General features: G+C 38.1%; 20 protein-coding genes. 3 read left to right on the top strand and 17 right to left on the bottom strand.

From position 1 onward, the window contains the following. Positions 1-9: 9 nt before the first annotated feature. Positions 10-549, bottom strand: a complete 540-nt coding sequence (rsmD, locus tag RT41_RS06855; protein WP_096818398.1) for a 16S rRNA (guanine(966)-N(2))-methyltransferase RsmD — start codon at positions 547-549, stop codon at positions 10-12. A gap of 228 nt (positions 550-777) precedes the next feature. Here rsmD and RT41_RS06850 point away from each other — a divergent pair, with 228 nt between their 5' ends. Together RT41_RS06850 and RT41_RS06845 are read left to right on the top strand one after the other, a co-directional pair. Next, positions 778-1,683 (top strand): prenyltransferase, encoded by a 906-nt coding sequence (locus RT41_RS06850; protein WP_054639612.1) that lies wholly within the window; start codon positions 778-780, stop codon positions 1,681-1,683. Between the two features lie 23 nt (positions 1,684-1,706). After that, positions 1,707-2,327 (top strand): CPBP family intramembrane glutamic endopeptidase, encoded by a 621-nt coding sequence (locus RT41_RS06845; protein ID WP_054639613.1) that lies wholly within the window; start codon positions 1,707-1,709, stop codon positions 2,325-2,327. An 18-nt stretch (positions 2,328-2,345) separates the two neighbouring features. Here the strand turns inward: RT41_RS06845 and RT41_RS06840 are convergent, their stop codons facing one another. The 9 genes from RT41_RS06840 to RT41_RS06800 all read right to left on the bottom strand — a co-directional run bounded on the left by RT41_RS06840 (position 2,346) and on the right by RT41_RS06800 (position 15,043). After that, positions 2,346-3,608 (bottom strand): chloride channel protein, encoded by a 1,263-nt coding sequence (locus RT41_RS06840; RefSeq protein WP_096818396.1) that lies wholly within the window; start codon positions 3,606-3,608, stop codon positions 2,346-2,348. Between the two features lie 17 nt (positions 3,609-3,625). Further along, positions 3,626-4,846, bottom strand: coding sequence for an MDR family MFS transporter (locus RT41_RS06835; RefSeq protein WP_054639614.1), 1,221 nt, complete (start codon positions 4,844-4,846; stop codon positions 3,626-3,628). Between the two features lie 23 nt (positions 4,847-4,869). Then, positions 4,870-6,099 carry an MDR family MFS transporter gene (locus RT41_RS06830; RefSeq protein ID WP_096818394.1) on the bottom strand — a complete coding sequence of 410 codons (1,230 nt, stop codon included), beginning with the start codon at positions 6,097-6,099 and terminating at the stop codon, positions 4,870-4,872. 67 nt (positions 6,100-6,166) lie between these two features. Beyond that, a complete protein-coding gene (locus RT41_RS06825; RefSeq protein ID WP_096818392.1) occupies positions 6,167-7,408 on the bottom strand; it encodes an MDR family MFS transporter in 1,242 nt (413 codons plus the stop codon). A 145-nt stretch (positions 7,409-7,553) separates the two neighbouring features. Further along, positions 7,554-8,780, bottom strand: coding sequence for an MFS transporter (locus RT41_RS06820; protein WP_054639616.1), 1,227 nt, complete (start codon positions 8,778-8,780; stop codon positions 7,554-7,556). A gap of 508 nt (positions 8,781-9,288) precedes the next feature. Next, the gene (locus tag RT41_RS06815; protein ID WP_096818390.1) at positions 9,289-10,635 is read right to left on the bottom strand and encodes a glucose-6-phosphate isomerase; all 1,347 of its coding nucleotides are present in this window, start codon (positions 10,633-10,635) and stop codon (positions 9,289-9,291) included. A gap of 181 nt (positions 10,636-10,816) precedes the next feature. Further along, positions 10,817-11,407: a DUF6287 domain-containing protein gene (locus RT41_RS06810; RefSeq protein ID WP_096818387.1), complete on the bottom strand. Its 591-nt coding sequence runs from the start codon at positions 11,405-11,407 to the stop codon at positions 10,817-10,819. A 111-nt stretch (positions 11,408-11,518) separates the two neighbouring features. Next, the gene (locus tag RT41_RS06805) at positions 11,519-14,170 is read right to left on the bottom strand and encodes a valine--tRNA ligase (RefSeq protein WP_096818385.1); all 2,652 of its coding nucleotides are present in this window, start codon (positions 14,168-14,170) and stop codon (positions 11,519-11,521) included. A 30-nt stretch (positions 14,171-14,200) separates the two neighbouring features. Then, on the bottom strand, positions 14,201-15,043 hold the full coding sequence (locus tag RT41_RS06800) for an alpha/beta fold hydrolase (RefSeq protein WP_096818383.1): 843 nt from the start codon (positions 15,041-15,043) through the stop codon (positions 14,201-14,203). Between the two features lie 431 nt (positions 15,044-15,474). On the opposite strand from RT41_RS06800, the gene RT41_RS06795 reads away from it, so the two are divergent. Next, on the top strand, positions 15,475-16,197 hold the full coding sequence (locus RT41_RS06795; protein WP_342743690.1) for a DUF554 domain-containing protein: 723 nt from the start codon (positions 15,475-15,477) through the stop codon (positions 16,195-16,197). Positions 16,198-16,221: 24 nt separating this feature from the next. On the opposite strand, the gene RT41_RS06790 is transcribed toward RT41_RS06795, so the two are convergent. The 7 genes from RT41_RS06790 to rlmD form a co-directional block, all read right to left on the bottom strand. Beyond that, complete coding sequence (locus RT41_RS06790) at positions 16,222-16,614, bottom strand: DUF1801 domain-containing protein (protein ID WP_096818381.1); 393 nt, start codon at positions 16,612-16,614, stop codon at positions 16,222-16,224. Between the two features lie 12 nt (positions 16,615-16,626). Beyond that, on the bottom strand, positions 16,627-18,096 hold the full coding sequence (locus tag RT41_RS06785) for an alpha-amylase (RefSeq protein WP_096818379.1): 1,470 nt from the start codon (positions 18,094-18,096) through the stop codon (positions 16,627-16,629). A 61-nt stretch (positions 18,097-18,157) separates the two neighbouring features. Then, positions 18,158-18,400 (bottom strand): DUF1912 family protein, encoded by a 243-nt coding sequence (locus RT41_RS06780; RefSeq protein WP_054639621.1) that lies wholly within the window; start codon positions 18,398-18,400, stop codon positions 18,158-18,160. Positions 18,401-18,439: 39 nt separating this feature from the next. Further along, positions 18,440-18,814, bottom strand: a complete 375-nt coding sequence (locus tag RT41_RS06775) for an MmcQ/YjbR family DNA-binding protein (RefSeq protein WP_054639622.1) — start codon at positions 18,812-18,814, stop codon at positions 18,440-18,442. 39 nt (positions 18,815-18,853) lie between these two features. Next, a complete protein-coding gene (locus tag RT41_RS06770; protein ID WP_054639677.1) occupies positions 18,854-19,357 on the bottom strand; it encodes a GNAT family N-acetyltransferase in 504 nt (167 codons plus the stop codon). Between the two features lie 7 nt (positions 19,358-19,364). Continuing rightward, a complete protein-coding gene (locus RT41_RS06765) occupies positions 19,365-19,883 on the bottom strand; it encodes a GNAT family N-acetyltransferase (RefSeq protein WP_096818377.1) in 519 nt (172 codons plus the stop codon). A 47-nt stretch (positions 19,884-19,930) separates the two neighbouring features. Then, positions 19,931-21,409, bottom strand: coding sequence for a 23S rRNA (uracil(1939)-C(5))-methyltransferase RlmD (gene rlmD, locus RT41_RS06760; RefSeq protein WP_096818375.1), 1,479 nt, complete (start codon positions 21,407-21,409; stop codon positions 19,931-19,933). Positions 21,410-21,548 lie beyond the last annotated feature (139 nt).

Below are 21,548 nucleotides of genomic sequence, written 5' to 3'. Positions count from 1 at the left end.
AAATTGACATTAAAATTTATAAATTGATATTTTAGAAATTCCATACGTTTTTTGCTTAGTCAGATTGAGCCGTCCAATTTGTGATGGTAGTTCAACCATCTTATCCGTTTCACAAACAACAACAACTTCTTCTGTGAGTAAATTTCTTTCTTGCATTTCTAACAAATTTTTTTGGATTTGTTCTTTTGCATAAGGCGGATCCAGTAAAACTAAATCAAATTGGCCTGTCAGTACTGATAATACACGTTCTGCTGGCATTTTCATCAATTGAAATTTATCAGTTTCCTTCGTCATTTTAATATTTTCATTGATGACCATTTGAGCTGAGCGGTCTTTTTCGACTTGTACGGCAAAATCCATTCCTCGAGAAACGGCTTCGATTGAGAGGCTACCACTACCAGCATAGAGATCTAACACCCGACCACCTTCAAAAAAGGGACCAATCATATTAAATATTGCACCTTTAACTTTATCTGTTGTTGGTCGGGTGGTCTTTCCTGCCAATGTTTTTAGTGGACGACCGCCATAATTTCCTGCGACTACTCTCATTATTCTGTACTCATTTTCTTATTTCTCATTTTCAAATAGTAGCCTAGGTAGAAATCTCCTTTTGTGGCCCTTATTTCTATGCTCTATTTTAACATATTTTTTCTATATCAAAATTAATTTAAAAAACTTTGTTCTAAAATTTACAAAGAAAATTTGTTATAATTTGTAAATACTGCTTTTATAATAAATTTATGAATTTTCATAAGTAAATAAACAAAGGAAATTTTAATGAATACTTATACTTTAAAGCCAAAAGACTGGTTCATCGCAACTCGTCCTTGGTCATTCGTTGTTACGGCTTTGCCAACTTTATTTACCGTTTTATTCGTGCTTGTTGATGCACCCGAATATTCTAGTCGTTGGCCTTTGGGAGTCCTTGCTGTTATTGGTTCCGTTTTTTTCCAAGCTGGCGGTAATTTAATCAGTGATTATTACGATTTCAAAAATGGTATAGATAAACCAGGTTCAGTTGTCGGGACAGATATTATCACGAGCGGTCGCTTTACGCCCAAACAAATTCAAACATTTGGACGAATCATCACGACTCTAGGTGTTATTATTGGTCTTTATTTAACAAGTCAGTCAGGTCTGCCTCTGTTATGGATTGGCCTTTTTGGAACTTTAGGAACGGTTTATTACCGTAAATTTAAAGCTATTGCGATGGGAGATTTACTTATTTTTCTCGTTTATGGTCCAACAATTATGATGGGGACCTACTTCACGATGACCCAACATTTTAGTGGTACGCTTCTTTTCATAAGTATCCATTTCGCTTTAATTACGGTCAACGTTTTACATGCCAACAATTTACGTGATATTGAAAATGATACAAGTGCAGGTATTAAAACATTTGCTAGCATTTTAGGTGTTAAAAATTCAATTGTATACTACAATTTGCTGACCTATCTTTCATACGTGATTGTTATCATTTCAGTAATTTTTAAACAACTCCCTATCTGGAGTTTAATTTCTTTGGCAACTTTACCTATTGCGTTTAAAAATACCAAACTTGTTGATCAAGCAACTGAAACTGATAAAACAACCATTAAAGACCTCGATAAAATGACGGCCAATTTGCAACTGTTTGTCTCTGGGGCACTCATTCTTTCAATGCTTCTCTCAATGATTTTTTAATCATCACATTTAGAACTAATAAAATGAAAAATAAATTAAAACTCTCTTATATTATCCTTGTTGCCGCAGCTTTGTGGTTCGTTATGTTCAGTCCTTGGACTAAAATGCACGTTAATTTCTGGCTAACAATGGCTTTCTCGGGCGTGGTATTGATCACACTAAGTCTTCTTGCAGGCAATCAATTTTGGAAAAAATTCCATTTCTCATGGCGCGACTTAATCATCGGTATCGCTTCTGCCGCCTTTATGTGGGTCGTCTTTTGGATTGGCAATTTTATTTCAATTCATCTTTTCCACTTCGCAGCACCTCAAGTTAGTGCTATTTACGGCTTGAAATCTGGTTCAAGTTTAGTCATGATCGCGCTTCTCTTACTGTTTATCATTGGTCCAGCGGAAGAAATTTTCTGGCGTGGTTTTGTTATGGAACGCATGACTGAAAAATGGGGACCGTGGATTGGTTTCGCCGTTGCTACACTAGTCTATGCAGCGATTCACATTTGGGCCTTCAACTTTATGCTCTTTATGGCAGCATTAATTTGTGGTACATTCTGGGGTTTACTTTACAAATACAACCGCAACATGTTTACTATTATTATTTCACACGCTTTATGGGACGTAATGGTCTTTGTTGTTTTTCCAATCTAATTCAAAAAGCACTCCATTTTAGAGTGCTTTTTTATTTTTATTTTCAAATAGTTTTTCTGTCAATTTTGCTAAAAGAACGGCTAATCCCAACGGAATAATTGCGGTGTAATTTAAATGTGTTACTTCAATCATCATAAAACTCGCCATAAGTGGGGCTCGTTGTGAAACACTTAATAAAGCAGCCGCTCCAATGACAGCAACTTGTGCGACTGAAATGGGGAAGCAAGTCCAATTAAATAAGATGGCAATGACTGCTCCAAGACAAGCACCGAGCGCAATCGATGGTGTAAGTGTTCCACCACTTGCACCCGAACGGATCGTTAGGACTGTTAAAATAGCCTTCAAAATTGCTATTAGTAGTAAGCTTGTCAGCAATGACATGTTTGCTGAATTCATTGCAAATTGAGCCGCACCACGTCCATTTCCCATCACCTGGGGGAAAAACAATGCAACTATTCCTGTCAGTAAAGCAACTAAAGGGAGCTGCCACAAAATCCCCTTGTCCTTCGTTTGATTTTTTTCAGCCCATTTAAACAGCTTTCTAAAATAAATTCCCATTATTCCTGAAAGAGGTCCCACCAATAAAGCAGGCAGAGTCAAGGCTAAAGAAAATTGTAAATCTGGAATGGCATAATAGGGGGTAAAACCTTTAAATAGAGAGCCTACCCACATCGCAATGATGGACATCGACAAACTGACAGTGACTGTCTTTACAGTCGCTTTTTTTAACAAAATTTCGATACAAAAGAACATTCCTGTCAATGGAGCAATATAAACGCCAGCAAATCCGGCACCTGCTGCTGCTGCGAGTAAGAGTTCAGCATCACTCGGAGCAAGTTTAAAAAAGGAAAAACGGGACATCAATTTTTGCCATTGCTGAGCGAACATGGTACCAGCTTCACGCGGTGCAACTTCTCGTCCAATCGAGCCACCAGTTCCGACATAAAAAATTTGTGCGATAACATGTAAAATTGTTGATTTAACAGGCATTTCTTTGCCCTTTATGGCATTTGGTATTGTGACAAGTGCTTCCCGTTTCAATCGAATCCGCCACCATACGAATGCCACAATTAGTCCACCAATAAAAATCGAAATTAGCCGATGCACAGGGTCCGTCATAGATGCGTAGGGTCTTGCCGAACTTTCTTCAAAATTTAAAAAAACTTTTTCGACAAATTCAAGAATAAGACTCAAGAAGGATGAGCTTAGTCCAACGACTAAGCCCAGAACAAGACAAGATAATATGAGTGTAATAATTTCTCTACGTTTTGTATAATTCATTATTTGATTATAACATTTTAATTCTGTCCTTCGTGCAACCGAATTGCTTTAATAGAGGGAACAATACTTAACAAAATAATAAAGCCCATAACAATTGCCATTCCGTAGCTACCATAAAGGCTTGAAAATGAAACCAGTGCACCCGATAAAACAGACGCAACAGGTTGAGTAACTGAAAACGCACCTGTGTATGTTCCGACTTGGTCCCCCTCCATTAAATCTGCGCGCAGCGCTTGTGAAAATGGAACCAAAATCATTTCACCAAACGTTGCAACAATTGATGCAGTGACCTCAAAGGCAAAATTATTGCCCAAGAAGGCAATAATGAATCCTGCACCTTCCAATAAAATACCAACTCCAATTCCGCTACTTCGCGACCAATTTCTAGTCCATTTATTCAATGTGCTCATAAACAAGACGATTATTAAAGTATTAATTATTAGAAAAATGGTCAGCATTCTTTGTCCGTAGATTTCGATTCCTAAAAAAGTTGTAGCGTGAAAACCATCGCTCAAATGGACAGGTAAATAATAATCTGTTTGATTGAAAATCATGGCGATAAAAACTGAAGCAAATAAGTAATACATGAATACTTTGTCTTTTGCTACTGTGAAATAAGCCTTAATAATATTGACTTCTTGCCGTGTCGATTGACTCTCTGGACCAAATGATTCATCAATCCAAAAGAGAACGACAAGGAAGCTAGCGAATTCTTCAATGGTAATTGCAAGTAATAGCCAAACCAGATAATCTCTAAAGAACCACCCTGACAAGCCTGAACCTAATAGTATTGCAAAATTAATAATCCAATATTGAATCGAATAAACTACTCTCCGATTTTCCGAAGTCGTCAAATCAACAATCATTGCCTGACTTGCCGTATTGAAAAAGCCAAATCCAAAATTCAAAATCAGAAAGCCAAGAAAGGTAATCCAAGGATCAAAGAAAAAGTTGCTATTAGCAATGGTTGCAACTGCTGCACCCACCGTTGTGACCGCTGTTGAGAAGAGCATGATTGGACGGCGGCCACGTTGATCAGTTAAATGACCAGCGTAGAGTCCTACGACAAAAACCATAATGCTACTCAATATTAATAAAATCCCAGTAATACCCGCACCCATATATTTATTGTAATAAATGGTCATTGAACCACCTACGGTGCTGAAACATAGACTGCCAATAAAATTCATAAGTAAACGAATTTTTATTGTGGGATGGAGTGTTTTAAAATCTTTCATAATACGACATTCTAAAAGGAACACTAGGTTCCTTGTTTTTTCTTTTCATGCATTGTTATTGCAGGGAAGGCAGTTATTAAGACTCCTCCTGTGACGAATAAAATAATTAGACCAAGACCAATATCACCATAAAAGGCTGTACCAGATACGGAGAGCCCTGTGAGAAAGGCGGCAACCGGGCCAGTTATTGTAACCATCCCTGAATAGGCGCCAGCTTGATTGGGATTCATCATCTCAGCTGTCAAAGCTTGGCTAAAAGGAACCAAAATCATTTCACCAATTGTTTCCAATAAAATGGCAATGATTTCTAATACAAATATTTGTGAGAATAAAGCAATAGCAAAACCTATTCCTGTACATAAAGCACCAATGAGCACCCCTTTTTTGTTTGACCAATGGTTTGTAACCTTACGGACCGTTGACAGAAAAAGGACAATGAGGACTGTATTTATCAATAACATAATCGTCAGCATCCGTTGCCCATAAATTTGAAAACCAAAGAACCTGATGCTTTTAAACGTATTACTCAAATGAACGGGCAAAGCATATTCAAATTGGGCATAGAATATGCTCATAAATATAAGACTGATCAGATAGATCATAAAAATTTTATCTTTCGAAACCCTGCGATATGCTTGTAAAAGTGAATTTCTTTGATGATCATTCAACCGCTTGGGATCAAAACTTTCAGGAATCCAAAGCACAACAATTAATAAATTAATGACTGTGCAAATTAAAATAAAGAGGAGTAACTCAAAGAGATAATCTCTAAAGAACCAACCTGAAATAGCTGAACCAAATGCAATTGCCAAGTTAATTACCCAGTAACCAAGTGAATAAACGATTTTCCTATTTTCACTGTCTGTTATGTCTACCAACATTGCTTCTGCCGCCGTTCCAGATAATCCACTTCCGAAAGAAAAAATCAAAAAACCAAAAAACGTAAGCCAAGGGTCAAAAAAAGCAGGGGAATTCGCAAAAGCAGCGAGGCTCGCGCCTAAAATACTAACGATTCCACCAATCAACATAATTGGCCGGCGGCCTCTCAAGTCCGCTTGATGCCCTGAAAAAATCCCCGTCAAAAAACTAACAATTGAGCCGATAATTAATAGAATGCCGGTCACAGCACTACCCATATTCTGATTATAGTAAATGGCCATTGATGCTCCTGCGGTACTATAGCTGAATATTCCCAAAAACATCATGATGATCCGCAGTTTAATCACTCGATTTAATTCAAAAAAATCTTTCATAAAGCTCCTTTTTATAAATCAATATCATATCTACTTATTTTTGCTAAAAAGCGAACAATTTCCTATTTTACCTTGACTTTTTTAAATTATGACGTTCTTGTTGGTGTCGATTAACTGCAAGGACACAAAGTAAAATTGCACAAATTTCGGCAATTAGTAAAGCAATACTTACACCTGTCGCTTTGATGAATGGTGACGCTGAAACGAGACCAGCCGCAATAATTGATGCAAGGGGTTGTCTCACAGCACCGAGTCCGTTGTAAGCCCCAATTTTTTCAGGATTCATTAAATCGGCACCAAGGCTTTGCACACTTGGCGTATAAATGATTTCTCCGAACGTATAGATAATCCCCGCAACAAATATTGGAGAGAAAGTTGTTGTCATAAAAGCAAAAATCATACCCATAGTCATCAAGATACTTCCAAGGACAAATCCTTTCTTATGTGACCATTTATGCGTCCATTTGTTTACTGTTGTCATCAAGGTCACGACCATCACACAAGCTAATATTAAATAGATCGTTAGCATCCGTTGTCCGTAAATTTGGAAACCAAAAATGGTTACGGTTCGGAAAGAATTGGACAAATGAACAGGTAAAAAATTGTCAAATTGCATGATAATCATCGTTGTGAGGACATTGGCAATGATAAAAATGACATATGTTTTATCAGCCAAAACCGTCTTATAACTCGAAAAGACACTTTCCTTTTCTTTATCATTTCTGACAAGGGGGGTAAAGGTCTCGGTCAGCATGAATAGGACAATCATTAATGTGACGAGTATTGTCACCAGTAAAATGATAAGTAAAAGGAAAAAGGCTGGTTTAAAAAGCCACGCTCCAAGTGCTGCTCCAATAATCACGGATAAGTTTTGCGCCCAATAGTTAAGCATAAATACTGTTTTACGATTTTCTGGCATTGAGTCATCAATTATCATAGCAGATCCTGCAGTTACATCAAAATTAAAGCCAAATGAAATCAACAAAAAGCCAAGAAATGTTGTCCATGGATTTACATGACCAGGAACGTTCGATAAAAGTGCAATAACAGAACCGATTACTTGAATCGTCGTTCCCCAAGTCATAACTGGTTTTCGTCCAAATTTGTCCGCCCAAAAACCAGCCAACAAGCCTGAAACAAATGTTGCCAGGCTTGAAGTGGCAAGAAAGGCACCCGTGATTGTGGCGCCAAGATGTTGATTGTAATAAATTGTCATTGAAGAAAAAACGGTGCCATAACTAAATGACGCCAAAAACACAATCAAAATCCTTATTTGTAGATTGCGCTTTAAATTCCAAAAGTCTCTCATAATCCCTAATTTTTCTAAATTCCTGAATTTTATTGAATTATCTGTAATTGTAACACAAAAGGAATCAAATGGGCCGATTTTGGAAATATGTTTTCTCTAAGAAAGAGAAATTAGTTTTGCTTAATTAACCATCCGTACTTACACATTAAATGGTCAGCCTTTTTTCGTAACGGGTGATGGCTGAAACAGCTGGGATAATGGCCAAAATGGTGACTACAAGTAGAATGATTCCCATTCCGATATGACCGTACAGTGGCGATAAAGTTACTAATAGCCCACAAATAATTTGAGCCATCGGCTGAATTGCCGTGAATGCTCCTGTATAGACTCCAACCTGTTCTGGATCCATCATATCCGCTCGTAAAGATTGTTCAAATGGCACAAAGATAAGTTCCCCTGAAACATTTAATATTGCTCCAATTATCTCCCAAATCATAGAATCTCCAAAACAAACAATCGCGAAACCAACGCCCATTAATCCCGCTCCAAATACAAAGCCCCGCTTGTTGGACCAATGTTGTGTCGACTTCCTCACTGTTGATAATAGCAATACCACCATACATGTATTTAAAATGGCCATAATTGTTAGCATACGTTGCCCATAAATTTCAAGTCCAAATAAAGAACTTGTCTTAAAATTATTGGATAAATGGACCGGAATAAAGTAATCCATTTGTTGAAAAAGCATGGTTACAAATAAAGTGGCTAATAAATAAAGCATAAATGTTTTGTCCTTGGAAACCTGAATGTATGCTTTAATAATATTCGTTTCCTGATGCTCAACATGAAGTCGGGGGTCAAATGTTTCTTCAATTAGGAGAGCAACAATAAGTAAATTAATCAAATCACTAACAAAGACTAGTAATAAGAGCAGAAAAAGGTGGTCACGAAAAAGCCATCCAGAGAGGCCCGATCCCACAGCCACACCGACATTTAATGTCCAATAATTGAGTGAGAAAACAATTTTTCGGTCGGCTGGTGTTGTAATATCTACCATCATTGCACTTGCTCCAGCATTGAAAAAGCCGAAACCGAAGCTTGAAAAGACAAGTCCAATAAAAGTCAACCAAGGATTAAATAGTACAGGTGAATTAGCAAAAGTTGCCAAAGCTGCCCCAAAAGCAGAGGCGATCATTCCCAAAATCATCGTTCGACGGCGACCTTGTAAATCAGTAAAATGACCAGCCCAAATCCCTACTAAGAATGAGATTGTGCTCGAAATAATCAACAAAAGTCCCGTCATTCCTGCACCAAGATATTCATTATAGTAAATGGTCATCGAGCTTCCGATAGTCGAAAATGTCATGACACCAATAAATGTCATCAGAATCCGTAATTTGAGATTCCGGTTAAGTTCAAAAAAATCCTTCATTTAATTTATTCCAATTATTCACTAAAATTTAAAATCTTAGACTGATTATAGCACAAATAGAGACTGAGACGATAAATGAGAACAATTATGGAGAGTGTCGGTGGCATGAAGAAGAGGCAAAAAGAAAAGCCTTGGCAATATTTACAAAGCATTTCGCATTAGACAACAAGCTATCGACAGTTTTTGTATATTAAACTCAATTTATGTCAAAACTAGGCTTTCTCCTAACAAAATCAAGCTTTATTTTCTTTAAAATTAAGCATAACTTTAATCAAAAACTAGGCTTAAGCCCCGTCAAAATAAGCATAACTTTTTTAAAGTTCGAGCTCACTTTTCAATAATTCAAGCTTAATTTCTCCAAACATAATTGCACAGTCCCACAAAAAAATTTTGAGATAAGGTCTTGTATGACTTGAGAGTTAACCCGACTATTTTTTTGAAAAATGATTGTCCAACAAATAAAAAAAAGCCTCGTCACTGAGGACATGGCCTTTTAGTTCATTTTTAATTACAAACGTGCGTTAAGTTCGTCCGTTAATTCTTCGTAACCTGGTTTACCAAGCAATCCAAACATGTTACGTTTGTAGCTTTCAACACCTGGTTGGTTGAATGGGTTGATTCCGTTCAAGTAACCAGAAATACCAATGGCAATTTCGAAGAAGTAGATAGCATAACCGAGTGTGAATTCGTCTTGTGCAGGGAGTTCAACAATCATGTTAGGGACGTTACCATCAGTATGGGCAAGTAATACACCATCTGCGGCTTTTTTATTAACAAAGTCAACATCTTTTCCTTCGATGTAACGGAGACCGTCAAGATTTTCTTCAAAGACAGGAATATCAATATTCTTGCGTGGCTTAGCAACACGAATAGCTGTTTCAAATACTGTACGAGTGCCTTCTTGAATCCATTGACCAAGAGAGTGTAAGTCAGTTGAGAAGTTAGCTGAAGTTGGATAAATTCCTTTTTGGTCTTTTCCTTCAGATTCTCCTGCCAATTGTTTCCACCATTCGCCAAAGTATTGGAGTGATGGTTCATAATTAATCAAGATTTCTGAGAATTTACCTTTGCGGTAAAGAATGTTGCGGAGTGCAGCATATGCGTATGCATCATTTTCTTTGATGTCTGTCTTAACATATTCTTTACGAGCAGCGTTAGCACCATCCATCAAGGCTTTGATGTCGTGTCCAGCAGCTGCAATTGGCAAAAGACCTACCGCTGTCAATACTGAGAAACGTCCCCCAACTGAATCTGGAACAACGAAAGTTTCCCAGCCATTAGCGTCAGCGTTTACTTTAACAGCACCTTTTGCTTTGTCTGTTGTTGCATAGATACGATCATTAGCACCGTCTACACCGTATTTTTCAACTAAAAGGTTTTGGAAAACACGGAAGGCAATTGCTGGTTCTGTTGTTGTACCTGATTTAGAAATAACGTTTACTGAAAAATCTTTGTCAGCAACAAATTCAACTAAGTCAGCAAGATAGTTTGAGCTGATTGAGTTACCTGCATAAAGAACAAGGGGTGCTTTACGTTGTTCGGGTGTTTGGTAGTTTGCGAATGTTGAATTCAAGAAATCATTTGCAGCACGTGCACCGAGGTATGAACCACCGATACCAAGTACGACAAGAACTTCTGATTCTCCAGCGATTTTCTTAGCAGCAGCTTGAATACGGGCGAATTCTTCTTTGTCATAGTCTTCTGGAAGATCAATCCAGCCGCGGAAATCTGCGCCTGCACCTGTTCCTTCACGAAGAACTTTGTCAGCAGCAGTAATTTGCCATTGGATTTCGTCCAATTCATTTTCTGCTACAAATGGAGTTAATTTTGAATAGTCAAATTTAATATGAGCCATGATAGTTTCCTTTACGTTTTTCTTTGTCTATTTTATCACTTTCTTGATGAATTCTCAATAATGAAAGTTTAAGAAAAATCTCATGGGATCTGGATTTTCTAAAATATTGTCCAAGAACGTTTGATTAATTAAAATCAGGAAAATCAACTTATTCTGTTTAGAATTCGGGAAAAAAATAGGCTTATTTTGCTTCTGTCACACGGTAATAAAAATATTTTATTCCTGAATCTTCACCAAATACAGAAGTACCTCCATCTCTTAAGAGGATCAAGCGATCTTTGGTCGTATCGGATTTATCAGTTCCTTTAATTTCTGGTGATAGACCAGCTGTGGCAAAATAAATCCCCGTTGAGTAAGGGCGACTGTCTGTCTTTGAATCATATGTCGCATTAATAAACAATATTTTGTCCTCAAAGCTAGGATCGTTTAACGATAGTGTAACATTATCTACACCGTTCCCACTGACTTCGTTGCCGTTAAATGTGATTGTCTCTCCTTTTTCATTTTTCCATGTGCCAGCAATGCTCGTATAATCCCCCGCCGCGATTTGGTTTAAATTCATGCCTACAGTTGATTTACTTTCATCCGATTTTGATGCACTTGTATCAGATGTTGATGAAGTGAGATTTGATGAACTACTTTCGCTACTTTCTTGTTGGCTAGAGCGACTTTCTTTGCCCCCTGATCCCTCTGTGTTGGATTGTCCTGAACTGCACGCTGCTAAACTCAGCATCGTCCCTAAAATAAGGGCTGAAAATAAAAATTTTTTCATGATTCCTCCTTTTGTTACTTTTCGTAACACTATTTTAACATTTCTCTTATAATAATAATAGAGGGTTAGCTATATTAAATAAAAAAACCTGTCAGAAATGACAGGTTTTTATTATTTCTTCAATTCATCAATACGAGTTTGAGTGCTCTCAAATTTTTCTTGATAGTCAGTGAGTTTATCTTTTTCTTTTTGAACAACTTCCACTTTGGCATTTGCAACGAATTTTTCATTGCCTAATTTTTTATTCACGCGATCAATTTCTGATTGCCATTTTTCGAGCTCTTTAGTCAAGCGTTCAATTTCTTCGTCGATGTTAATTAAGCCTGCAAGTGGCAAGTAAATTTCCGCTCCTGTCACTACTGCGGACATACTTTGCTCTGGTGCAGTAAGTTCCTTAGCAATTGTCAGTTCTGATGGATTGGCAAAACGTATGATGTACGGTGCAACCCCCTCTAAAAAATCAGCGTATTCTGATTTAATAAACATTGGCACTTTTTTGCTCAATGGAGTGTTGACTTCAGCGCGAATGTTCCTTACTGCTGTGATAAGTTCAATCAAGAGTGCAACCCCATCTGTTGCTTTTACATCGTCAAATTCAGGGTGGACGAATGGATACTCGGCAACAACAATCGAACCCGTCGTATTTGGCATCTTTTCAAAAATTTCTTCGGTAAAGAATGGCATGATTGGGTGAAGCAAACGTAAAACGTTGTCCAAGACATGAAGCAATACGGCACGCGTTACATCTTTTTCAGCTTCATCTTCGCCAAACATAACTTCTTTTGTCAATTCGAGGTACCAGTTGGCAAATTCGTTCCAAATAAAGTTGTACAAAATATGTCCAGCCACGCCAAACTCGAACTTGTCCATTTGCTCTGTCACGCGCTCAATTGTATCATTTAGACGTGTCAAAATCCAACGGTCAGTGACATTTCCAGCAGTCTTATCAGCAACCCTCTTCAGCGCTGATGATACCTTTTCAGCCGACATCTCACCCGCATTCATCAAGATATATCGCGAAACATTCCAAATTTTGTTAATGAAGTTCCAAGCTGCATCCATTTTGTCATAGCTAAAACGTACGTCTTGTCCTGGTGCAGACCCATTTGACAAGAACCAACGGAGTGCATCCGCACCATATTTTTCAACGACATCCATTGGATCAATCCCATTGCCGAGCGATTTAGACATCTTACGTCCTTGTTCATCACGGATTAAGCCATGAATCAATGCGCGTTTAAATGGTGATTCACCAGTAAATTCAATCCCTTGGAAAATCATACGAGCTACCCAGAATGGGATAATATCGTAACCGGTCACCAAAGTTGACGTTGGGTAGTAGCGTTTAAAATCTTCAGCATTTTCATCAGGCCACCCCATTGTGGAGAATGGCCACAAAGCTGAAGAGAACCATGTATCAAGTACATCTTCTTCTTGCTTCCACCCTTCACCTTCAGGTGCTTCTTCGCCAACATAGACCTCTGTCCCACGATACCAAGCAGGAATTTGATGTCCCCACCAAAGTTGACGCGAAATAACCCAGTCGTGGACGTTTTCCATCCATTGCAAATAGGCATCACCGAAACGTGGTGGATAGAAGGTAACAGCATCGTCCGTGCCATCTTCTTTGCGCTGATGCGCAATCGCATTTTTAGCCAAGCCGCTCATTTTCACAAACCACTGTTTCGACAAACGTGGTTCAACAATCACACCCGTTCGTTCAGAATGCCCAACTTCGTGATGAATGGGTTCAACTTTAACCAGAATACCCATTTTTTCAAATTCAGCAACAACTTTTTTACGTGCTTCAAAACGGTCAAGCCCGGCAAATTCTACACCACAAAGCTCATTCATTGTGCCGTCAGCATTCATCACATTTGGCATTGGCAAATCATGACGTTGACCGACGAGGAAGTCATTAGGGTCGTGCGCTGGCGTAATTTTAACGACACCAGTTCCTTTTTCCATGTCAGCATGTTCGTCGCCAATAATCGGAATTTCTTTGTTAATAATTGGCAAAATGACTGTCTTGCCGATATATTTGTTATAACGCTCATCTGCAGGGTTTACCGCCACAGCAGTATCCCCAAAGAACGTTTCGGGGCGTGTTGTTGCTACTTCAAGAACAATCGAGCCATCCGCAGAAGCATAATTCACATGATAGAAAGCCCCTTCAACATCTTTGTGGATAACTTCGATGTCTGATAAGGCTGTTTGTGCTTTAGGATCCCAGTTGATAATTTTTTCACCTTGATAAATCCAACCTTTTTTGTAAAGTTCAACAAAAACTTTCTTGACCGCTTTGTTTAGCCCCTCATCTAATGTGAAACGTTCGCGAGAATAGTCAACTGAAATACCCATTTTACCCCATTGTTGCTTGATGGTTGTCGCATATTCGTCTTTCCATTCCCAGACTTTATCGATGAATTTTTCACGACCAAGATCTTGTGGCAAAATGCCATCTTCAGCCAACCGGGCCGCTACTTTTGCTTGTGTTGCAATCCCTGCGTGGTCCATTCCTGGCAACCACAAGGTATCAAAACCTTGCATTCGTTTTTGACGAATGATAATGTCCTGCAAGGTTGTATCCCACGCATGACCAAGATGGAGCTTTCCTGTTACATTAGGTGGTGGAATAACAATGCTATAAGGGTGCGCTTTTTTGTCACCAGAAGGCTTGAAAACCCCTGAATCCAGCCATTTTTCGTAACGTCCTGCCTCAACCTCAGTCGGGTTAAATTTTGTGCTTAGTTCTTCTGTCATATTTTTCTTCTTTCCAATTATTATTTTATTTTATTTTCCATCCACAAAATGGACAATTTTATCGCGGACCATTTCAGCATCTGTGTCGACATGGAGCGCATGGTAGCCGTCTGCAATTTTAACAAGTTGGACATTTGTTCCTGCTAAATTAGCAAATTCATATGTCGCTTGCGGGCTGACGATCGCATCATCATCACCCTGAAGTAATAAAAGGGGGACGTGAATTTGAGCAGCATGTGCAAGAGCAAATTCCCCATGTTTACGTACCTCTGTGTAAAGACGAAGACCCATTCTCATGTGATAAATGTTATCTGCTCGTAAGACAGCAACGCTTTTGGGGTCATGCATAATTTTTTCAAAATCGAGCTTAGCATTCAAAGTCGGTTTAGGTGTTAATTTTCCAATCGCAGCTGCTAGAAAATCAGCAAGCTTGGGTTGAGGTTTAGCTAATCTGAGCCAAGGACTTTGAGCCACAGTCTTTATGTATGGTGCATCCGGATAAGTCAGCAAGTAATTCAGGACAATATTCCCCCCCATAGAAAAGCCAAACAGGATTATAGGAAGATTTTGAAAATCAGCATCAATTTTCTTTCTTACCAGTGTTATATCGTCGAGGAAATCTTGATAAGTACTGACAATCCCTTGGGTATGATTTTCTTTGGCTCTTAAGCCATGTCCTTGTTGATCGTGTACAACAAAAGCAAATCCATTTTCGGCAAAAAAACGTCCGAATTCTTCAAACATTTCAATGTGTTCACCAAATCCGTAAACAAACTGAATGACCGCATTTGTAGGAACATTGTCAGGACTGACAATCAACAAACGTGAAGGGCAGCCGTTAGTTAACGTAAAATCTTGAATTGAATAACTCATCTAGCTCCAGCTCCTTTCCAATAAAAAAATACCACACACAAACATCCCCACAATAGGACGCTCACGCGCGGTACCACCTAAATTCCTGTTTTATAAAAAACAGACCCTCATTTTATTAACAGAGATCAAATATCTAGAAATTGTGAAATAAAATCATTAGACTTCCATTTCATACAAGTTTCAACATCAAATTTCAACTTTATTTATAGCTATTCGAACTTCTTCCTGAAATCATGCAACCTTCGCAAAGTCCAAATTGATGCCTCTCACCATCTACATCTCGCTCTTTATTTTCGCTTTGTTACTCCTCATGAAGTGTCTTTATTCTAACAGATTTTATGAGCTTTTGCAAACTTAATTTTTTGAGGTCTCAGAAAATCATCTTGTCATAATAATTCTGCTATAATCGTACTATTATATTTTAGGAGCACATGATGATTGGTTTAGGAACACTTATAAATGCAGCAGCTGTAATTGTTGGCGGTTTAATTGGCTTATGGCTTAATAAAGGCCTCGCGCAACGTTTTCAGGATACAATTATGCAAGCACAAGGACTTGCTGTTATTTTTATAGGTATCTCTGGTGCTTTAGGCAAAATGTTTGTTGAACAAAAAGGTGTTTTGAACACACAAGGGACGATGATGATGGTGCTTTCGCTTGTATTAGGAGCCGTCATTGGAGAATGGTTGAACTTGGAACTTCATATTGAACGCTTTGGAGTTTTTTTGAAAACGAAGATTCATGATAAAAATGATTCTCATTTTGTTGACGGCTTCGTCACCGCCTCACTGACAATATGTATTGGGGCGATGGCAGTCGTTGGGTCATTGCAAGACGGAATTTCTGGTGATTTCACTATGTTAGCAACAAAAGCTGTGCTTGATGGTATTATATTAATTATTTTTGCAGCGACTTATGGTATTGGAGCAATTTTCTCGGTCATTCCCCTCGTTATTTTCCAGGGCTCGATCACATTACTCGCACAACTTATTGAACCTTGGCTGACGTCAGCAGCTATTTCCAATTTATCTCTTGTTGGTTCAACATTAATACTTTGCGTGGGTCTAAATATCATGTTTAACACTAAAATTAAAGTTGCAAACTTACTCCCAGCCTTAATTTTTGCCACTTTATTTGGAATTATTCTTAAATAAAAAATGAAGGATTACCTTCATTTTTTATTTTAAATCTAATCCATGACGCAAAAAGTTTTGTTCTATCACGACCGCTAAGAGTTGTCTAAACATCGCTTCATCGAAATCGTAAGGTACTTGCAAGCTTCCTTTACCAGCCCCAATACCATTTTCTAAAAATGGATCAAATACCGTCGGATCAACGCCTTGAGTGCCATATAGCCCCAACCAATTTTTATTTGCCATCAACAAAAATAGCTGTTGTGTGGCTTTCTTGGCTTTTTTGGGATAAAATCCTGGCATGGCATAGGAAACACGTTCTTGCACATCTGGATAAATTTCATGCACAATCTCACGCGTCAATTTCATACGAGCTAATTTATCATGCTCCAAACGTTCATCATTAAAATAATCCTCAAAAGGTTTTGCTTTTTCCATTATATTCTTCTCTCATTCATTGACCTGATTAATTTGATCAATGTAATCTTGATTGATCCAAACCGATGCTGTTGCGTCATCAACATAAAATTCGGCACCACCCTTGTCATCTAATGTTACAGGTTCTGTATGTCGTCCGAGTAAGTCAGAATAAACTTTACCTGCCTCAGATTTATCAACAATCATATATTTTGCACCGCCCTTGCTATTCGTTAAAGTCGTTGCAAGACCTGTTTTTTCACCATTTAATTTAATCGTATTCGTCCAGCCTAAAAGGTCCGCATCATCGAAATAATCATATTCACTTAGAAATTCAGAATGTCCTCGGAGAGCAATCATTCGTCGCAAATTATCCCCGACAGGGTCTACTTCACGCGCTGGTATACCGTATAAATCTCCCCAGAACACTGTTGGAGTTCCTTTTTGACGCAAGAGGATTAAACTGTAAGCCTGTTCTTTAAACCAAGGTTGAATCCACGATTGAAGGGCTTGTCCTTCTTGCGTGTCATGATTATCCACAAAAGTGACCGCAAGCTCTGGATGAGTAGCGACTAATGTGTCTGCATAGATTCCTCTCATGTCGAATTCACCCTCGCTCGAAGCTGCTTTGTCAAAATTAAAATGCAAAGGGACGTCAAATAATGGAATTTTTCCTTCTGCTTTCTCAAAGTAATAGTTTAATTTTCCTAAATCATCAGTCCAATATTCTCCGACGACAAAAGGGTCACGTCCCATTTGTTTGGAACGTTCAGCTAACCAACCACCAAAATATTCAAAATCAATGTGTTTGACCGCATCTAAGCGAAATCCATCTATATTAGTTGTGTCAACAAACCATTTGCCCCATTTTTCAAGCTGAGCGGATGTTTCAGGGACACTAAAATCAAGGTCATCCCCCATTAAATAGTCAAAATTATTATTTTCTGAATCAACTTCTTCATCCCATTCATGTCCTTCAAATTCTAGGATTTCATTCGTTTCCGTCTTTGCATCGTAATCAACCCCGGTAAAATTGTGCCAGGTCCAAACATAATCATCATATTTCCCTTGACGACCTGGAAAAGTAAATTTAGTCCAAACTTCAACCGTTTTATCACTTTCAACTTCATTGAGTCGGTCATCTTCTGCTTGCACATCAGCCTTAATCACTTCTGTTTCATCCGCGCCCATCATATGGTCAAAAACAATATCTGCATAAGCCTCAATTTCATGTTCATGGAGTTGATTGATGAGTTCGAGATAATCATCTTTTGTTCCATACTTTGTTGGCACGGTGCCCTTTTGATCAAATTCTCCTAAATCAAAAAGATCATATGTTCCGTAACCTACATCTTCAACACCAGAAGCCGCTTTTGAAGCAGGCGGTAACCATAAACCGGTGATGCCTAATTTGTGTAAATCAGGGATAAGATTTGTTATATTTTTCCAATGCTGACTGTCCGCTGGTAAGTACCATTCAAAAGCTTGAAGAATAGTTTTCATAGGTTGTTCTCCTTAATTTTTTAGTGCTTTTACGATGGGGAGTGGATTCTAGATGATTAAATTAATATTTAACCGTCCCAAAATCTGGCATCTCATGGAAAGATTTGCCATTTTTATAATTTTCGAATTTACCTTTGATAAAATCGTAGGCTTCCAAGCGGCTTTGATATCGGATTGCGGCATCTTTTGCTGCAGGATCTTCATCTTGAATGGATTCAGCTGCTTTCATTGCCATGGCTGAAATTTCAACTTGTTGATCTACCCATTCTGAGAAATCGCTAAGAAATTCTTGTTCAAATGTCATAATTTACTCCTTTATACTTATAAATTTATCATAGTTTACTTACTTTTTAGGTCTAATTAACTCATAACTCTGGGAAATCAATTTTTGAATACTCTCATCTTCCATATCCGAATTGATGTAAACATCGTTCCAGTGAGTTTTATTCACGTGCCAAGCTGGCTCTATCGCTTTAAAATTTTCCCTCAATTCTTCGGAAAGTTCAGGCTTTTGTTTGAGGGCAATAATTAAGTCTACTTCTTCCTTGAGAGGATCTTTTTTATCTTTTGGACGCTCCGAAATTAAGGCAAAAATTTTCTTGTTTTTAAGATGACGAACCACTGTCGTATCTGTACTTCCATCGTTTTTCTTAAAAGGGTAATCAACATAAGTTGGTCCTAATGAGAGACAAAAGTCAATGAGTTCTTGTTTTTCCATTTGACCTCCATTAAATTTTTGTGAAAAATAAATTTGATCTTACAACTCTTTTTGATATGCCCTACGTTCTCCGTCTATGATCACTTGTCCCCGATATTCAAAGCCTTCACGTTCAAACACGTGTTGCATGATCTGATTCATTTCATGTGTATCTACCCTAAAATCACGATAGCCTTTTTCGTACATCATGCTAAATATATTAGAAAATAAGAATTTGGTAAGAGAATGTCCTCTAAATTCATCTGAAAGAGCAATTCGATGAACCGTGACATAATCCAAACTGTCATTAGTCCAACTTCCATCAGTAATTTTAGTGTAATTCGGCTCTTCACCAGTAATGACAGCACTGTAGCCAGCCACTTTGCCATCAACTTCTAGAATATATGCGACCTGATTAGTTATGTCTTCTTCGATATTTTCTTTGGCAGGGTATGCCCCTTGCCACTGGTCACTCCCCGATTTCCCTAAAAATCGTTTGGCCTCTGAAATAAGCGTCATTATTTCAGGTAGATCTTTTATCTCAGCTTTTCTTAAATAAGTCATTCTTTTCTCACAGTTCTTTTTGATAGGCGATACAAGTTGTAAGGATTTTCTCATCTTTGTAGATAATTATTCCTCTTTTCTCAAAACCAAGATTGAGAAGCGCCTTTTGCATGATATGATTGTCAGCATGTGTATCCGCACGAAAATCAGTATAGCCCTTATTTTCCGCGATTTCAAAGACAAATTCCCAAATCAACTTATTTATGCCTAAGCCGCGAAAACGAGCCGAAACTGCCAATCGATGAACGGTCACAAAATCTGTACTTTCATTGCTCCATGCCCCTTCGGAAATGGTATGATACATAAGATCATCGCCAAAAATAACAGCAAAATACGCTGAAATTTTTCCATCAGTAATGACAAGATAGCCCATTTCTTTATCTAAATCGGGGATGATGTTCTCCGCTGACGGATACTCCCCCTGCCACTGATCAATGCCTTGTTCTGCAAGAAATTCACGCGCCTCTTGCATGATTTTTAAAATTTCAGGTAAGTCCGAAATTGTTGCTTTCCTAATCTGATTCATGCTGTTATTTTAACACAAAAAGAGATGCAAGCGCACCTCTCTGAGTTTTATTTTTTTCGATTAAATTTGCGTTCCAAACGAATTGGTTTCTCACGCTTAGTCATCTTAACAACAGCTTCTGTACGTGCTGTATGTGGGAACATATCAACCGATTGAATGTAATCTACATTATAAAATTGTGAGAGTACGATTAAATCTTTTGCTAAAGTTGAGACATTGCAAGAAACATAGACCATTTTTTCAGGTTGATATTTAGCAATTGTTTCAAGCAAATCCGCATCCAATCCCGTCCGTGGTGGATCAACGAGCAAAGCAGTTGGACGTTGCCCAGCTTTGTACCAATTTGGAATAATTTTTTCAGCACGCCCTGTTTCGTAATGACAATTTTTGTAGCCCAGACGCTTAGCATTAGCGCGTGCGTCTACAATAGCTTCTGGTGTGACGTCCATTCCATGAACTGATTTCACTTTTGGTGCCACAGCAAATCCAATTGTACCAACACCGCAATAAGCATCGATAACTGTATCTGTTTTCCTTGGGTGCAATGCTTTCACCGCTTCGGCATAAAGCACATTCGCCTGAGTTGGATTCAATTGATAAAAAGCACGTGGTGAGAGCTCAAATTCAAAATCAAGTACACCCTCAGTAATGGTGTCTTTTTCGTTAAACAAAATCTGGGTTCTGTCGCCATAAATTTCACTTGTCTTCTTAGGGTGGTAATTGACAGCAACCGTGACAATATCCTCAAACTCTTTTGTCAGTTCTGATAACATTTTATCAAATTTGACATAACCCATTTTTTCACGTTTCGTGATTTCTTGATCTGCATAAGGTTCAGGCCAAACTTGCCCATCGAGTGTAATTCGAGTAGAGCTTACAAAAATCATTTGAACTTGTCCTGTTTTTTGGCTACGACGAACCATAACCGTACGAATTCCTCGGGTTTTACGTTCGTCATCAACTGGAAGTTTATATTTTTCAATTAAACGGCAAACTTGGTTAACAATTTTTTGAGTCATTTCTTCTTGAACAACGCAGCGTTCCAAATTGACCAAATGATGAGAATTTTCGCGATAAAGCCCTGCAATGACAGTACCGTTATTTAGGCGACGAATTTGATATTGCAACTTATTGCGATAGTGACGGGGATTTTCCATCCCTAGTGTGTCACGCAATTCATAGTTTTTCCAGCCATTTGGTTTATATTTTTCAAGCGCTTGGCGCAACAAGTCCTTTTTAAACTCCAGTTGTTGAGGATAAGCAAGGTGCATGATGTGCGAACTAGACAAATCAGCGTATACAGCGTCTTCAGGTTTCACGCGAAACTTTGATTTTTTATTGATTTTCACGACTTTTGCACGTGAAAAATTTCGAGCATTTTCGGTAATTTCTGCTAATATCGACTCTCCAGGCAATGCGTAAGGTATAAAAACAAGGCGACCAGAAATCGAAGCGATTCCCTCACCATTTATTCCCATACGTTCAATATTAAGCGGGACTTTTTGTCCAATTTTAAGAGTTATCATGTTGCTATTTTACCATAATATTAGTTATTTTTGGGGTTTATTTTTTGGAAAAACCACTAATAAAAAAATATGCTGTTTTATAGAAAAAAGGCAAGAAAAATATTATTCTTCAAAAATTGTTACAAATTCAATTCTTTTT

It is taken from the genome of Lactococcus fujiensis JCM 16395 (assembly GCF_002441655.1).
GTDB classification, from domain to species: Bacteria; Bacillota; Bacilli; order Lactobacillales; family Streptococcaceae; genus Lactococcus; species Lactococcus fujiensis.
This window is presented reverse-complemented; position numbering and strand designations above follow the sequence as displayed.

What these genes read in the sequence shown, in the direction of transcription:
- rsmD (WP_096818398.1), bottom strand. Translation starts at nt 549, where the DNA reads ATGAGAGTAGTCGCAGGAAATTATGGCGGTCGTCCACTAAAAACATTG.
- RT41_RS06850 (WP_054639612.1), top strand. Translation starts at nt 778, where the DNA reads ATGAATACTTATACTTTAAAGCCAAAAGACTGGTTCATCGCAACTCGT.
- RT41_RS06845 (WP_054639613.1), top strand. Translation starts at nt 1,707, where the DNA reads ATGAAAAATAAATTAAAACTCTCTTATATTATCCTTGTTGCCGCAGCT.
- RT41_RS06840 (WP_096818396.1), bottom strand. Translation starts at nt 3,608, where the DNA reads ATGAATTATACAAAACGTAGAGAAATTATTACACTCATATTATCTTGT.
- RT41_RS06835 (WP_054639614.1), bottom strand. Translation starts at nt 4,846, where the DNA reads ATGAAAGATTTTAAAACACTCCATCCCACAATAAAAATTCGTTTACTT.
- RT41_RS06830 (WP_096818394.1), bottom strand. Translation starts at nt 6,099, where the DNA reads ATGAAAGATTTTTTTGAATTAAATCGAGTGATTAAACTGCGGATCATC.
- RT41_RS06825 (WP_096818392.1), bottom strand. Translation starts at nt 7,408, where the DNA reads ATGAGAGACTTTTGGAATTTAAAGCGCAATCTACAAATAAGGATTTTG.
- RT41_RS06820 (WP_054639616.1), bottom strand. Translation starts at nt 8,780, where the DNA reads ATGAAGGATTTTTTTGAACTTAACCGGAATCTCAAATTACGGATTCTG.
- RT41_RS06815 (WP_096818390.1), bottom strand. Translation starts at nt 10,635, where the DNA reads ATGGCTCATATTAAATTTGACTATTCAAAATTAACTCCATTTGTAGCA.
- RT41_RS06810 (WP_096818387.1), bottom strand. Translation starts at nt 11,407, where the DNA reads ATGAAAAAATTTTTATTTTCAGCCCTTATTTTAGGGACGATGCTGAGT.
- RT41_RS06805 (WP_096818385.1), bottom strand. Translation starts at nt 14,170, where the DNA reads ATGACAGAAGAACTAAGCACAAAATTTAACCCGACTGAGGTTGAGGCA.
- RT41_RS06800 (WP_096818383.1), bottom strand. Translation starts at nt 15,043, where the DNA reads ATGAGTTATTCAATTCAAGATTTTACGTTAACTAACGGCTGCCCTTCA.
- RT41_RS06795 (WP_342743690.1), top strand. Translation starts at nt 15,475, where the DNA reads ATGATGATTGGTTTAGGAACACTTATAAATGCAGCAGCTGTAATTGTT.
- RT41_RS06790 (WP_096818381.1), bottom strand. Translation starts at nt 16,614, where the DNA reads ATGGAAAAAGCAAAACCTTTTGAGGATTATTTTAATGATGAACGTTTG.
- RT41_RS06785 (WP_096818379.1), bottom strand. Translation starts at nt 18,096, where the DNA reads ATGAAAACTATTCTTCAAGCTTTTGAATGGTACTTACCAGCGGACAGT.
- RT41_RS06780 (WP_054639621.1), bottom strand. Translation starts at nt 18,400, where the DNA reads ATGACATTTGAACAAGAATTTCTTAGCGATTTCTCAGAATGGGTAGAT.
- RT41_RS06775 (WP_054639622.1), bottom strand. Translation starts at nt 18,814, where the DNA reads ATGGAAAAACAAGAACTCATTGACTTTTGTCTCTCATTAGGACCAACT.
- RT41_RS06770 (WP_054639677.1), bottom strand. Translation starts at nt 19,357, where the DNA reads ATGACTTATTTAAGAAAAGCTGAGATAAAAGATCTACCTGAAATAATG.
- RT41_RS06765 (WP_096818377.1), bottom strand. Translation starts at nt 19,883, where the DNA reads ATGAATCAGATTAGGAAAGCAACAATTTCGGACTTACCTGAAATTTTA.
- rlmD (WP_096818375.1), bottom strand. Translation starts at nt 21,409, where the DNA reads ATGATAACTCTTAAAATTGGACAAAAAGTCCCGCTTAATATTGAACGT.